Source organism: Psychromicrobium ferritrahens, from assembly GCF_043789415.1.
Classification (GTDB): domain Bacteria; phylum Actinomycetota; class Actinomycetes; order Actinomycetales; family Micrococcaceae; genus Renibacterium.
Genome location: NZ_JBDLLW010000003.1, coordinates 118,398 through 132,125, shown reverse-complemented (window position 1 = coordinate 132,125; position 13,728 = coordinate 118,398). Strand labels below are relative to the sequence as shown.

The 13,728-nt window shown below is 60.2% G+C and carries 15 protein-coding genes; 8 read left to right on the top strand and 7 right to left on the bottom strand.

The window, feature by feature from the left end; genetic code table 11:
• The first annotated feature begins 85 nt into the window (after positions 1-85).
• A complete protein-coding gene (locus tag ABDK06_RS12635) occupies positions 86-955 on the top strand; it encodes a Bax inhibitor-1/YccA family protein (protein WP_394941550.1) in 870 nt (289 codons plus the stop codon).
• A 77-nt stretch (positions 956-1,032) separates the two neighbouring features.
• Here ABDK06_RS12635 and galK read toward each other — a convergent pair whose 3' ends face one another.
• Genes galK through ABDK06_RS12620 form a run of 3 tightly spaced genes read right to left on the bottom strand, consistent with a single transcriptional unit; the run spans position 1,033 to position 4,015 of the window.
• Positions 1,033-2,166, bottom strand: coding sequence for a galactokinase (galK, locus tag ABDK06_RS12630; protein ID WP_394941548.1), 1,134 nt, complete (start codon positions 2,164-2,166; stop codon positions 1,033-1,035).
• Positions 2,163-3,251 carry a galactose-1-phosphate uridylyltransferase gene (gene galT / locus ABDK06_RS12625; RefSeq protein ID WP_394941546.1) on the bottom strand — a complete coding sequence of 363 codons (1,089 nt, stop codon included), beginning with the start codon at positions 3,249-3,251 and terminating at the stop codon, positions 2,163-2,165. Before galT ends, galK begins: the two co-directional genes overlap by 4 nt.
• Positions 3,248-4,015, bottom strand: a complete 768-nt coding sequence (locus ABDK06_RS12620) for a DeoR/GlpR family DNA-binding transcription regulator (protein WP_394941544.1) — start codon at positions 4,013-4,015, stop codon at positions 3,248-3,250. The genes galT and ABDK06_RS12620 overlap by 4 nt, the downstream gene beginning before the upstream one ends.
• Before the next feature lie 78 nt (positions 4,016-4,093).
• Between ABDK06_RS12620 and ABDK06_RS12615 the strand changes: the two genes are divergently transcribed.
• Together ABDK06_RS12615 and ilvA are read left to right on the top strand one after the other, a co-directional pair.
• On the top strand, positions 4,094-4,984 hold the full coding sequence (locus ABDK06_RS12615) for an aldose 1-epimerase family protein (protein WP_394941542.1): 891 nt from the start codon (positions 4,094-4,096) through the stop codon (positions 4,982-4,984).
• Positions 4,985-5,048: 64 nt separating this feature from the next.
• A complete protein-coding gene (ilvA, locus tag ABDK06_RS12610) occupies positions 5,049-6,374 on the top strand; it encodes a threonine ammonia-lyase (protein ID WP_394941540.1) in 1,326 nt (441 codons plus the stop codon).
• A 124-nt stretch (positions 6,375-6,498) separates the two neighbouring features.
• Here ilvA and greA read toward each other — a convergent pair whose 3' ends face one another.
• Both greA and ABDK06_RS12600 read right to left on the bottom strand, forming a co-directional pair.
• Positions 6,499-6,990 carry a transcription elongation factor GreA gene (greA, locus tag ABDK06_RS12605; RefSeq protein ID WP_394941538.1) on the bottom strand — a complete coding sequence of 164 codons (492 nt, stop codon included), beginning with the start codon at positions 6,988-6,990 and terminating at the stop codon, positions 6,499-6,501.
• A gap of 167 nt (positions 6,991-7,157) precedes the next feature.
• On the bottom strand, positions 7,158-7,610 hold the full coding sequence (locus ABDK06_RS12600; RefSeq protein ID WP_394941536.1) for a DUF4307 domain-containing protein: 453 nt from the start codon (positions 7,608-7,610) through the stop codon (positions 7,158-7,160).
• Between the two features lie 117 nt (positions 7,611-7,727).
• Here ABDK06_RS12600 and mca point away from each other — a divergent pair, with 117 nt between their 5' ends.
• Together mca and ABDK06_RS12590 are read left to right on the top strand one after the other, a co-directional pair.
• Entirely contained in the window at positions 7,728-8,633 is a 906-nt protein-coding gene (gene mca / locus ABDK06_RS12595; RefSeq protein ID WP_394941534.1) for a mycothiol conjugate amidase Mca, read from the top strand.
• Positions 8,634-8,696: 63 nt separating this feature from the next.
• Complete coding sequence (locus ABDK06_RS12590; RefSeq protein WP_394941532.1) at positions 8,697-9,005, top strand: hypothetical protein; 309 nt, start codon at positions 8,697-8,699, stop codon at positions 9,003-9,005.
• 61 nt (positions 9,006-9,066) lie between these two features.
• Here the strand turns inward: ABDK06_RS12590 and trhA are convergent, their stop codons facing one another.
• A complete protein-coding gene (trhA, locus tag ABDK06_RS12585) occupies positions 9,067-9,759 on the bottom strand; it encodes a PAQR family membrane homeostasis protein TrhA (protein ID WP_394941530.1) in 693 nt (230 codons plus the stop codon).
• Between the two features lie 142 nt (positions 9,760-9,901).
• On the opposite strand from trhA, the gene ABDK06_RS12580 reads away from it, so the two are divergent.
• Both ABDK06_RS12580 and ABDK06_RS12575 read left to right on the top strand, forming a co-directional pair.
• A complete protein-coding gene (locus ABDK06_RS12580) occupies positions 9,902-10,663 on the top strand; it encodes an isoprenyl transferase (RefSeq protein WP_394941940.1) in 762 nt (253 codons plus the stop codon).
• A 247-nt stretch (positions 10,664-10,910) separates the two neighbouring features.
• Positions 10,911-12,296: a PhoH family protein gene (locus ABDK06_RS12575; RefSeq protein WP_394941528.1), complete on the top strand. Its 1,386-nt coding sequence runs from the start codon at positions 10,911-10,913 to the stop codon at positions 12,294-12,296.
• Between the two features lie 75 nt (positions 12,297-12,371).
• Here the strand turns inward: ABDK06_RS12575 and ABDK06_RS12570 are convergent, their stop codons facing one another.
• Entirely contained in the window at positions 12,372-13,124 is a 753-nt protein-coding gene (locus ABDK06_RS12570) for a hypothetical protein (RefSeq protein ID WP_394941526.1), read from the bottom strand.
• 59 nt (positions 13,125-13,183) lie between these two features.
• On the opposite strand from ABDK06_RS12570, the gene ABDK06_RS12565 reads away from it, so the two are divergent.
• Entirely contained in the window at positions 13,184-13,690 is a 507-nt protein-coding gene (locus ABDK06_RS12565; RefSeq protein WP_394941524.1) for a prepilin peptidase, read from the top strand.
• Positions 13,691-13,728 lie beyond the last annotated feature (38 nt).

Genomic DNA, 13,728 nt, shown 5'->3' with positions numbered 1-13,728 from the left:
CTGATTGTGAGGAACTTTCAGCTCGGCTGGAACGTGTGACTTGTTAGGCTTGACTAATCACTCGCCCAAGAAAAGAGGACGAAACATGGCATTCGGTGGAAACCCGGTTTTTGCCAACGATAAGAACTTCAGCAATCGGCCGCCGCAATACCAAGGTGCAGCGCCGCAGGCTTATCCGCAAGGGTATCCGGGTGCTCCGGCCCAGGGATATGCTCAGCCCGGGCAGATGTACTCGCCAGATCAGTTGCAGCAGATGTACAACCAGCCGCCGGCGTCCAATGCCCAGATGGGGCGGATGACGGTTGACGATGTGATCATCAAGACCTTCGTGACCCTGCTGCTGGTCTTGGTCGGAGCCGGCTTGGGCTGGGTCTTCCCGGTGCTCATGCTGCCCGGAGTGATTGTGGGCCTGGTGCTCGGCCTGGTGAACTCCTTCAAACGGGAGCCCTCCAAAGTTCTGATCCTGAGCTATGCGCTGTTCGAGGGCATGTTCCTGGGTGGTCTTTCCGGGCTGTTGGAGAGGCTGTATTCCGGTATCGTCATTCAGGCAGTGCTCGGCACCTTGATCGTCTTCGCGCTGACCTTGGTGCTCTACAGAAGCGGTAAGTTCCGGGCCACCCCGAAGACGACTAAGTTCTTCATGATCGCCCTCGGCGGCTATGCGATCTTCTCGCTGGTCAACTTCGGATTGATGATCTTCAACGTCACCGATCAGCCCTGGGGACTGCGCAGCGTTGAGGTCTTCGGCATTCCGCTCGGGGTGATCATCGGAATCCTCGCCATCGGCTTGGCAGCTTTCTCATTGATGCTCGACTTCACCTCGATCGATCAGGGCGTGAAGAACGGCGTACCGGCGAAGTACTCCTGGTCAGCCGCTTTCGGCCTGACCGTGACGCTGGTTTGGCTCTACGTGGAGATCCTGCGACTGCTCGCGATTCTGCGAGGCAACGACTAAAAGAAAAGGTTCTGCTCAAACTCTGAGGGGCTGCCCGGTTCGCTGAATCGGGCAGCCCCTCAGGCTTTAAACGGCCTTTAAACCAGCCGCTGGGCTCCGGGACCCGGGAGCACCGTAAAAAGGTCAGGGGTGCTGAATCCGGCGACTGAAAAAGCCAGCAGTACCGCTGACCGGATCTGCTGCTCCCGCTCGAGCGGAATCAGCGCAATCGCTGAGCCTCCGAAACCGCCGCCGGTCATCCGGGCACCGATCGCGCCATTCCGTTGCGTGGTTTCCACGGCCAGGTCGAGCTCCGGGCAAGAGATTTCAAAGTCGTCCCGCATCGAGAGGTGACTGGCGTTCAAAAGCTCGCCGATGCTGCGAGGTCCGGAGGACCTCAGCGCGGCGACCACTTCGAGCACCCTGGCGTTCTCGGTCACGATATGACGCACCCTGCGGAAGGTCTCCTCATTCAGTGCCGTCTGGGCGCGGGGCAGGTCTTCCACTGAAAGCTCACGAAGCGAATCGACGCCCAGCGCCGAAGCCCCTCGTTCGCAGGAAGCACGGCGAGCCGAATAGCCGCCGTCGGCGTGCGCGTGGGAGACCTTGGTATCGATCACCAGCATGGCCAGTCCGGCAGCGGGTAGATCCAATGGAACCAATTCCGACTCCCGGCTCAAGCAATCCAAGAAGACCGCTCGGCCTTCTGCAGCGAGCAGTGACGCGGATTGATCGAGGATCCCGGTAGGTGCACCGACGACTTCGTTTTCCGCTCGATGACCGACGATCACGAGTTCTTTCCTGCTCAATCCGGCGTCCAGAAGCTCGTTGAACGCCAAGGCAGTTGCAGATTCCAAAGCTGCTGAGGAGGACAGCCCGGCACCGCTAGGCACCGTGGACTCCAAGAGCAGGTCGAAGCCCGGCACGGAGATGCCGAGTTCTCGGAGCACCCAGGCGACCCCCAGCAGATAAGCCGACCAGCCCTTGGCGCTGCTGAGCTGGTCTACAGAGGTCTCGATTGGCGCAACCTCTGCGCTGGCAGAGCGCAAGCGAATTACCGAGTCCGAACGAAGCCTTACAGCTACCCTGGCCTGCCGGTCGATGGCGAAGGGGAGGACGAAGCCGTTGTTGTAATCAGTGTGCTCGCCGATGAGATTGACCCGTCCCGGGGCCTGCCAGACGCCGTCCGGAGCGGCATCGAAATGACTTTGGAAATCGTCGATGATACTCATCCTGCTGCCTCTCTGAGCGTTTTGGCGATCTGCTCGGGGCTCTTGTCATTGATGAAGGCGCCCATCGCTGCCTCGCTGCCGGCCAGATACTTCAATTTATCCGCCGCCCGTCGAGGGGAAGTGATTTGCAGATGCAGTCTGCTCACCGCTCTGAGCTCCGGATCCAAAGGGGCTTGATGCCAGGCTGCGATGTACGGGGTGGGGGAGTCATAGATGAGATCCAGCCGGTGCAGCAGATCCACCGTGAAGGGCGCAAGCTCATCGAGTTCTTCCTCGTTGAGCTCGCTGAGATCCGCTACCTGCCGGTGCGGGGTCAAATGGACTTCGAGGGGCCAATGAGCCGCGAACGGCACATAGGCGCTGAAATGTCTGCCTTCCAGAATCATTCGATCACCGGCCTCTCGCTCGGAGCGCAAGATATGCTCCAGCAGGATTCCGCCGTGTTCGCGCTGATAGCGCAAGGCGGCCTGTGCCATCACCTCAGCCCGCGGGGTGAGATAGGGGTAGGCATAGATCTGACCGTGCGGATGGTGCAGGGTGACGCCGATGTCTTTGCCGCGGTTCTCGAAGGCGAAGACCTGCTTGATACCCGGTAGACCATTCAGGAAACCGGTGCGCTGGGCCAGAGCTGTCAACACGGTGCGGGCACGTTGTGGGCTGAGGGTGCCGAAGGAACCTTCGTGCTCGCTGCTGAAAGCGACGACCTCGCAGCGACCGTAAGCAACTCCTCGGGTCCCCCAGCTTCTCGCGATTGGGGCCTCACCCACGGCCGGGCCGAGGGAAGGGAAGCGGTTCTCGAAGACCGCGACGTCGTAGGCCGAGGCCGGGATCTCCGAATGATTCTCTGCGGTGCTGGGGCACAGCGGGCACTGATCAGCCGGGGGCAAATAGATCCGGCTATCTCGCAACTGGGCCACCGCGACCCAGTCACTGGTTAGCGCGTCATAACGGATCTGTCCCGTGTTCTCGAGTTTTCGCGGTTCCAAGGGGCGTTCATCATGTTCGAGGTGCTGCTGTTCGCTTTCGTCGAAATAGAGCAACTCGCGACCGTCAGCCAACCGGGTGCTGGTGATAAAGGTTTTCATGCAGATATCACCATTTCGTTGAGCAGGGGGCGGTAGGTTTCCACAGTGGACTCGGAGATGCCCGGGTCGGTGATCAGTGTGTCGACTCGATCCAGCGGAGCGAAGCTAGCCAGTGCTCGTAGCCCGAATTTACTGTGATCGGCGAGCACTACAAGGCTGTTTGAAGCGTCGATGAACGCCGCATTGGTCTGGGCCTCGGGAAGGTTGGGACTGCTCAGCCCCCGTGGATGAATGCCGTGCACCCCCATGAAACAGATATCGACGTTGAGCGAGGCGATCGCTGCCACGCTCAACGGTCCGACCAGGGCTTCAGAAGGAGTCCGTTCCCCGCCGGTGATGATCACCGAAGCATCTCCGGGATTGAAACGATAGAGCGCCTCGGCGGCTTTGATCGAATTGGTGATCACGGTCAACCCTTCGAACTGTCCTAAGTGACCCGCGAGCTGCACTGTGGTGGTGCCCGCCCCCAGCGCTATCGTCATTCCGTTCTCAATCAGCTGAGCGGCTTGCAGGGCAATGCCTCGCTTAGCTTCCAATTGCTTATCGGCTTTGGAAGCGAACCCCGGCTCGATCGAGCTCAGCACATCGAGCCTGCTCGCACCACCATGGATCTTCTTCAGCAGATGCTGCTCGTCCAATAGATCGATGTCTCGACGGATCGTCATATCGCTGACGCCTAAGTTCATTGCCAATTCAGCCACCCGGACGGCGGGTGCCTCGGCCAGGGCCTGCAGAATACGAGCGTGCCGTTCTGCTGAAAGCATGTCATCCTCGTTCGGTTGAAAACTTATTCAAACAAAATATAACAAAAGCAATCGTTTGGGTAATGTTACCGTGATTCTATGAGCGAGTTCATCACTTTGATCCGAGGATCGGCGCGGGCGGTTATCTCTCCCTTGGCCGCTTCTCTACGCAGCTATTCCAGGGATGGGGTGGATCTCACCGAACCCTGTCTCGATCCGGTGGCTCCCGGTGGCTCCGGGCTGACCCTCGCTCCCTGGCCCAATCGGATCGCGGATGCTCGGTGGCAGCTCGACGGGCAAGTGCAGCAACTCGATATCACCGAAGTCTCCCGAGGGCATGCCAGTCACGGCCTGTTGCGCAATACCGGCTACACCGTGGAATCCGGCTCCGCAGCTACTGTGCAACTATCAGCCTGGATCTATCCGCAACACGGATACCCTTTCCAGGTGCAGCATCGGGTGATTTATCAACTTGAGCAGGATGGCAGTCTCACGGTGATCCAGTCATTGGAGAACGCCTCGACTCAGGCGGCCCCGGTGGCGCTTGGAGCGCATCCCTATTTGCGAATCGGAGATACTCCCATTGAGAGCCTTGAACTGAAGGTTTCCGCCGCCAAGAGCTTGCAGGCCGATGAGCGGTTGATTCCGATCGCGACCGTAGGGGTTGCTGAATCGGTGGATCTGCGTTCCGGCAGGCGGGTCGCTGAGCTGGAGATGGATCGTTGCTACACCGACCTGGACTTCGCTGAAGACGGCTTCGCGCGTCACACCCTGACTGCTCCGGATGGCCGCTCCGTCACCTTGCGGCAGAGAAAAGCATGCCAGTATGTGCATATATTTGTGACCACAGGATACCCGGGACGGAATAAGGCGGTCGCGGTTGAACCGATGAGCGCTCCAGCTAATTCTTTCAATAGCGGAGAGGGACTGCACTGGCTAGAACCCCGAGAGCGGTTCAGCATCGAGTGGGGGATCGAATCCTCCCTCTGATCCTGTCAATGATTGGTCGAGCAATGTGAAGGTTCAAGATTTCGTAATTAATGCCGACTGCGGAATGATTGAGCCACGAGTACTGGTCGCCTTGAGCGGCGGCCTGGCGATAGGACGGAAGAGCACAGAGTTGAATTCCACAGCAGCGTTTCCGCAGCTTCCAGTAAGCCTTGAGGATGTCCGACGAGCCCAGCAACTGCTTGCCGGCATTGCGGAACGGACTCCTGTGGAAAGTTCACGTGCGCTGTCCAGGATGATTGACTCCGACGTCTTCTTCAAATGCGAGAATCTGCAACGCGCTGGCTCCTTCAAAGTTCGGGGCGCCTATGTGCGGATGGCCCGCTTGAGCAGCGAAGAGCGCGCTCGAGGGGTGGTTGCTGCCTCAGCGGGAAACCACGCGCAGGGCGTCGCAGTTGCCGCTAAGGCTCTAGGAATCCAGGCCAGGATTTACATGCCTCTCGGTGTCGCACTGCCAAAATTAGCCGCCACGAGAGGCCATGGAGCCGAGGTGGTACTGCACGGGGTCAATGTGGACGAAGCACTCGCTGAGGCGCAGCGCTACGCGGATCAAAGTGGTGCGGTGTTCGTGCACCCCTTCGACAACGTCGACGTGGTGGCGGGGCAGGGCACCATCGGTCTGGAGATCCTGGAGCAAGTGCCCGACGTCGAGACCGTGGTGATGGGCGTCGGCGGTGGCGGCTTGCTGGCCGGGGTTGCGGTGGCGGTGAAGTCCCTGGCTCGTGAATTGGGCCGGGAGATCCGGATCATCGGAGTGCAGGCTGAGAACGCCGCCGCCTATCCGCCGTCGCTGGCTGCTGATGCCCTGGTGCCGCTGACCAAGATCTCCACCATGGCCGACGGCATTGCGGTGGGCAGGCCCGGTCAGATTCCCTTCTCGATCATCAGGGAACTGGTGGACGACGTCGTCACGGTGAGCGAAGACTCACTGGCCCGGGCACTGATCTTCCTGCTGGAACGCTCCAAGATGGTGGTCGAACCGGCCGGGGCGGTAGGAGTAGCTGCCTTGCTGGATGGCACGTTGAATCTCGGTGGGGCGAAGCCCGGAACCACTGCGGTGATCCTCTCCGGTGGCAATATCGATCCGATGCTGATGCTCAAGGTCATTCAACGAGGATTGTCCGCCGCCGGGCGGTTTATGACCGTGCGAATGCTACTCGATGATCGGCCGGGCTCATTGGCGACCATCTCCCGAATCATCGCAGCCTCGGATGCCAACGTCACCGGCGTGGATCACACTCGGGTGGGCGGTTCGATCAGCATGGGCGATGTCTCCATCACGGTCAACATGGAGACCAAAGGCCATGAGCATTGCGAACAGGTGCTGATGAATCTGCGTGCCGAAGGCTTCCAGCCCATCGTGGTGCACTGATCTCGCGAGTCCCGCAAACTCCTCGTCTCTAGGGCGCATCAAAGCCCACTGAAACCGGGGTTTCAGTGGGCTAAACCATTCCAGCCCACTGAAAAACGTCTTCAGTGGGCTGGAATTGAGGCTTTCAGCCTGCGTAGGGCTTGGCCGAGATGATCTCGACCTTGATGTCCTTGCCATTGGGGGCGGTATAGCTCAGCTTTTCACCGACTTTGTGACCATGGATCGCTTCGCCCAGCGGAGACTTCTCGCTGAAAACATCGAGATCGGTGTCACCGGCCACCTCACGGCTACCCAACAGGAAAGTGGTTTTCTCGCCCGCGATTTTGGCGACCACGAGCATGCCCTGCTCGACGACGCCGTCGTCCGCCGGGGTTTCGCCGACGTGAGCATCGCGCAGCAATTCGGTGAGCTGACGGATTCGGGCCTCGATCTTGCCCTGCTCTTCCTTCGCAGCGTGGTAGCCGCCGTTCTCCTTCAGATCGCCCTCGGAGCGGGCCTGTTCGATCTTTTTCACCACTTCTACCCGGCCAGGCCCGGAGAGCTCTTCCAGCTCAGCCGTGAGTCGGTTGAAAGCCTCCTGGGTGAGCCAGGCGGTGGGGGCGCTAGGGGTAGACACGGGTGTCCTCCTCGTGGTTTGACAAGCAAAGACCCCGCCTGCTGTGACTTTGACGTTGCGTCTGAGTCTCCAAGCGGGGTGAAGATAATTTAACAAGTGTAGTCAAGACGCTGGAATAACCCAAGGGCTGTTCGCGCTGAGCGTGTCATTGTGGCTGAAAAGAAATCTTAGGAGTTCTTCACAATCCAGCAACTATCCACGACGGCGGAAACCGCGAGTGAGTCGGTGAGCAGAGCAATTCGCTGTTTCGTTGTGCTGCCGTGCTCGGTACCCTGCTCTTGGCCGTTGGGGCCAATGGTGACAACCTTCCAGCCGACCACTGCATAGCTGTCGTCCAGCGCCTGGACTTCGCATTGGGCGGTTGAGGCAGGATCTTTAGTGACCTGGAAGTCCACCGTGGTCTGCGAAGGGCTGAGCACAGTGAATCCGATGAGCTTATTGTCCGCCCCTGGGCCTCGACCGAAGGTCAGCCAACTGACAAAGCTCAGAACCACCAAGGCAATGGCTGCCCAGAGCAGAACTTTACGTCCCCGGCTCCACGAACTGAACTTACTTTGGGAAGAACCATAGCGATTGGCTAGGCTGGAGGGTACGCGTTGTGCAGTGGCTGGATGCGGCACTCTTACTCCTCCCGCCGTTGAGCTGGATGACGTCTTGATTGGTTTTCGGCAAGTCCCTCACCCCAGTCTAATTCTCCGGGCGCACTTTTTTGGCCGAGGGAAAGTGAAAGGTTCCAAATGGCAGGGCAGGTAATGAATAACAGCGATCTTCGGCTGCTAGCGGTGCACGCCCACCCCGACGATGAGTCGAGCAAGGGTTCGGCGACGATGGCGAGCTATCGGGCACAGGGGGTGCGGGTGATGGTTGCCAGCTGCACCGGCGGCGAACGCGGAGGGGTGCAGAATCCCTCCCTGGAACACGATCCGCATGCCTTGCGCGATATGGCCGGGGCTCGGCGTCTCGAGATGGCCAAGGCTGCTTCAGTGATCGGCATTGAGCATCGTTGGCTGGGCTTCACGGATTCTGGATTGCCCGAGGGGGACCCGCTGCCGCCTTTGCCCGTGGGCTGCTTCGCGGAACAGCCGCTGGAACGCGCTGCCGCCCCGCTGGTCCGGTTGGTCCGGGAGTTCAAACCGCAGGTGATCGTCAGCTATGACGAGAATGGCGGATACCCGCACCCCGATCACATTATGGCGCACCGGATCGCTGTCGAAGCGTTCCACGCGGCTGGTGATCCCGATCGCTACCCGGGAACCGGGGAAGCCTGGCGGCCGAGCAAGCTCTACTACGATCTGGCCTTCAACCCGCAGCGCTTCAAGGCCCTGCACTTCGCCCTCGAGGAAGCCGGGCTGCAGTCACCGTACAGCGAGTGGATCGCTTCCTGGTTGGAGTCCGACGCCGAGGGGAACAAACCTACGAGGGGCCGGCATCCCGCCACCACCCAGATCAACTGCGGCGATTTCTTCGAGGTGCGGGACGAGGCCTTGCGGGCCCATGCCACTCAGGTCGATCCGCACGGTTTTTTCTTCGCGGTATCGCTCGATCTGCAGAGGAAGGTCTGGCCCTGGGAGGACTACTCGCTGATCGAATCTACGGTGAGCGCCGAATTGCCGGAGCACGACCTTTTCGCCGGCTTGCGTTAGTCGTTCCTCGAAGTCGCGAGGGATGATTTCGCGCTGAGCACCGCTTCGCGGGAGAATGGTCGGGTGCCTTCATTGATCATGTTGCTGAACACCCTTCCGCTGGCGACGCCGTCGCCTGAGCCCTCCCTGAAGGACGGTTTGAGCACCGATCAGGTGAGCCCGGGGTTTCTGGGATTCCTGGCCACGTTCTTCGTGGTGGCGATCATGGTCTTCCTGATCGTCGATATGGTGCGCCGGATCCGGAGGGTGCGTTACCGGGCTCAGGTCAGCGGAGAGCTGACGGTGCCGATCATTCCGAGTGCCGATGAAGCCGTTGCGCAGCAGGATGCTGCGGGGCGCCAGCCGTCAGCCGGTCATGCTGACAAGTCCTGAAGGCCGCTGACGGAAGCGCCTATCAGCCCGCCGCTTCACGTGATCGCTGGTTTTAGCGGCCTCAGTGGTTTTGCACGGCGAACATGATCGCGATGAAGTGGCAGGTGAAGCCCACCACGGTAAAGGCATGGAAGAACTCGTGGAAGCCGAAGTGCGCCTTGGAGAAGTTGGGCCGTTTGATGCCGTAAAAAACGGCCCCGGCAATATAGAAGGCGCCACCGACGCAGATCAACGTCGCTGCCGGAATCGAAGCGGCGAAGAAATCCGGGAAGAAGAAAACGGCGGCTAAACCGAGAATGCAGTAAATCGGAACGTAGAGCCAGCGCGGTGCACCGACCCACAACACCCTGAAGGCCACGCCGGCAATAGCGCCGCCCCAGATCAGCCAAAGCAGCAGGGCGGCTTTTCCCGGCGGCAATAAAAGCGCTGACAGCGGAGTGTAAGTTCCGGCGATCACCAGCATGATGTTGGTGTGATCGAGTCTCTTGAGCACTGCTTTGACCCCGGGGCGCCAGGTTCCGCGGTGGTAGAGTGCGCTGATCCCGAATAAAAGCATGCCCGTAAAGGCATATATAGCGGAAGTGACTTTACCGAGTGTTGTCGGGGCGACGCAGATCAGCACTATTCCGGCCGCGATCGCCAGTGGTGTGGCGACCAGGTGGATCCAGCCCCGCCAGCTAGGTTTCCCCTCCAGTGCGGGGGTTTCCAGGGCTTTTTCGGGGCCCGCTACTGGGCTGGGTGAAGGGCTGGCCATGATTCAATGGTAGCTCAGTCTGGAAGTAAGTTACTTTTGAGTAATATTGCCGGGATGAGCATATTTCATTTCTCCGGGTAATCTATGGTGAGGCCGAAGGGTTCGGCGATGCTCGGCTGGGGAAGGTGGTGCACGGATGGCGATGAGAATTCCGCACCAGCTCTATGACCTCTACGAGCACAGGCTTGCACGGTCGCTCCGTGGCCAGAAGATCCCCGAGCATGTGGCGATGACGGTTGATGGGAATCGCCGCTGGGCTCGGCAGTTCAACGCCTCGGTGGGGCGTGGCCATCAAGCCGGTGCGGAGAAGATTCACGAGTTCCTCGGCTGGTGCCAGGATTTCGGCGTCAAAGTCGTCACTCTCTACATGCTCTCGACGGAGAATGTCGGACGATCCAAAGAAGAGCTCGACGAACTGCTGATGATCATCGCCACCATGATGGATCGGCTCGATTCCGATGACACCATCAGTGTCAGCGCCATGGGCGCACCCGAGGTACTGCCCGACTACCTGGCCGAAAGACTGATCCGGCTCACCCAGCGGCAGCCCGCAACAGAGAAATTGCACGTCAACCTGGCAGTCGGCTATGGCGGACGGCGGGAGATCGTCGATGCGGTCCGCGAACTCTTGAGAGACGCCGTCGCTCAGCAACGCGATATCAGCGAACTCGCTGAGACTCTCGATGTGGAGGACATCTCTCGATTCCTCTACACTCGCGGTCAACGGGACCCCGATCTGGTGATCCGGACCTCGGGAGAGCAGCGGCTCTCCGGGTTCCTGCTGTGGCAGAGCGCCTACAGTGAAATGTACTTCTGCGAAGTGCTCTGGCCGGCTTTCCGCAAGGTGGACTTCTTACGCGCACTGCGCGACTACGCGGGCCGCCACCGACGCTACGGTTCTTGAGCCCGACGCCGCTCGCGGAGAGTTCACACGGTGTTAACCGACACGCCGCTCCAAGCTACTGGCGGCGTTCGGGCCGAGGCGTAGATTTTGTCTCATCAACGCTCACCAAGGACGTTGATCGGGGAGGCCAGTAAATGCGGAATAACGCATTATGCAGCGGAGGGCGGTCCCGTACCGTGCTCCACGGCACCCCGCCGTACCTTAGGAAACTGAGCCCCGGCTCAGGGTCTGGAGTCACGTGGCCCTCATGAATACATCATCCGCAGTAAATCAGACAACCGCTCGCGCCAAGCGAAGCACCACTAAGACCAAGAAGACCGGACCGGCTCAGGATGCCGCCGGTCTTTCGCGTTCTTATGTGCTTGATACCTCGGTGCTGCTCTCTGATCCTCGTGCCATTATGCGCTTCGCTGAGCACGAGGTGATTTTGCCGATCGTGGTGATCAGTGAGTTGGAAGGCAAACGACACGATCCGGAATTGGGCTATTTTGCGCGTAAGGCGCTGCGCCTGCTCGACGATCTGCGGATTGAACACGGCGGTTTGAACAAAGCGATCCCACTCGGGGAAGAGGGCGGATCGCTTCGAGTCGAGCTCAACCATATTTCGGCGGAGGTGCTGCCGGCAGGATTCCGCAGCGGCGATAACGACGCGAGGATTCTCGCGGTGGCGAAGAATCTCTCCAACGAGGGCTTCGACGTCACAGTGGTCTCCAAAGATCTGCCGATGCGGGTCAAGGCCTCGGCGATGGGCCTGCAAGCCGAGGAGTACCGCAACGAGCTGGTTCAGGACTCCGGGTGGACCGGGGTGGCGGAACTCGATGTGGCAGAGGACGAGATCAACACTCTTTATGAGCATGAACCGGTCTTTGTGCCTGCTGCGGCGGAGCTGCCCACGAACACCGGCCTGGTGTTGCTCTCCAATCGGGGTTCGGCGCTCGGCAGGGTAGGGGCGGATAAGCAAGTCCGGCTGGTCAAGGGCAACCGCGACGTCTTCGGCCTGCACGGTCGCTCAGCGGAGCAGCGCTTGGCGATTGACCTGCTGATGGACCCGGAAGTCGGCATTGTCTCACTGGGAGGCCGCGCGGGTACCGGAAAATCCGCGCTCGCACTCTGCGCCGGACTGGAAGCCGTCCTGGAGCGCCGGGAGCACCGCAAGGTGATGGTCTTCCGTCCGCTCTACGCCGTCGGCGGCCAGGAACTCGGCTTTCTGCCCGGCTCGGAAACCGAGAAGATGAACCCCTGGGCTCAGGCGGTTTTCGACACTCTCGGTGCCCTGGTCTCTCAGGAAGTCGTAGAAGAAGTGATGGACCGCGGAATGCTGGAGGTGCTGCCGCTGACTCATATCCGAGGGCGTTCCCTGCACGACGCCTTCGTGATCGTCGATGAAGCGCAATCCTTAGAGAAGAACGTGCTGCTCACCGTGATGAGCCGAATCGGTCAGAACTCCAAGATTGTGCTGACCCACGATGTCGCGCAGCGGGATAACCTCAGGGTCGGTCGTCACGACGGTATCGCCGCCGTGGTCGAGACGCTCAAGGGCCACCCGCTCTTTGCGCATGTGACGCTCAATCGCTCGGAGCGTTCACCGATTGCCGCGCTGGTCACCGATCTGCTGGAGGGCGCTGAGATCTGATCCTCAGACGGTCAACCGAGCGGGCGTGCGGGGAGATTCCTGGTACGCCCGTTCCGTTGCCCCGCCTGCCAATGGCTATTGGGCTTGCGGAAGCTCCCATTCAATGTGCTGCCGGACGTCGGTCAACAGCGAGGAATCCTGGGTGAACAAATCATCCAGCATGTATTCGTCGACGGCGTGGATGGAGATCCAGTGACCCTGCCCCGCGGTTTCTCCCTCTAAGGATTGGCTGGCCACGCAGATCCCGGTCTCGGTGTCTATTCGCAGTGCGGTGCGTCCCGGGAAGAGAATGGCGGCATCCGCTTGTGCGGGTCGGTAGCTCGGGTTGGGCTTCAAAACCGTCTCCACAGCTTCCCTGCCTTCGTGATCGACGAGTGAGAGCTCTTCTGGGTCAGCGACATTGGCGAAGGGGAATTCAAGGGGCACCGGGGCGTTTCCAGCGAGTTCCACCGGATCAAGCCAGGCGGAGAAAAGTGCGGCCGCTGACTGGCTGATTCCATAGCCCGGTTCACCGTAGAGGGCTTCAGGACGACGTCGCACCAGGCCGTCGGCCTGATACCCCGGAGTCACCAGGTGCGGTGGCAATAACCAGGGTTTGCGCGAACCCGAAGTGAACAGCGAATCCTTGGAATCATTGATGCCCGCGGTGCTGTGCAGCACGCTGCCATCGAGAGCTTCGATGCGCAGTGCATGAGGGCGGCGCAACCAGGCATTGACCGCTAGTGCGGAGGGGGAATCGGGTAACCAGCGAACATGAAAGCGCAAGCTGCGCCATTTCCAGGGCGAAGAGCGGCATAACGCGCGGAAACCATCTGCCGTGAGCTCCATATCCACAGTGTACGCTGCCGGATCTGTCAGAAGTATCTCGGAGGAGATAGCATCCCTGCATGGTTTCACGGTTCCTCACCCTGGTGGTCGGCCATCCCTGGGCTTCTCTCGTCCTCTTGCTCAGCTGCCTCTACCTTCTGGTGATCGCTGTCTGGCTGAGCGTGATAGACCTGCGAAGCCATCTTTTGCCGAACAACATCGTTTACCCCTCAATGGGGATCGCCAGTTGTTCGCTGGCGCTCACCGCGGTGCTCGAGGGGGAGCCCGCGATCGTCTGGAGAGTGCTGCTCGGCGGGCTAGCACTGGGCGCCGCGTATCTTTTTCTTCGGCTGCTCTACCCACCCGGAATGGGGCTTGGAGACGTCAAGCTGGCCGTGGTCTTAGGGACGTATCTGGGCTATCTGAGCTGGCTCCATCTGCTGTATGCCACGATTGTCACTTTTTTGCTCGGCGGGCTGCTCGCCGCCGCGCTGATGCTCGGACGCCGGGCCGATGGTCAATCCGCAATCCCCTTCGGGCCGCTGATGTTTCTCGGGACGATCTGCGCTTTGCTCATTCCCGGGTGAAGCGGCTTAACGCAGAACGCTGTTGCAGCTGACTTCCT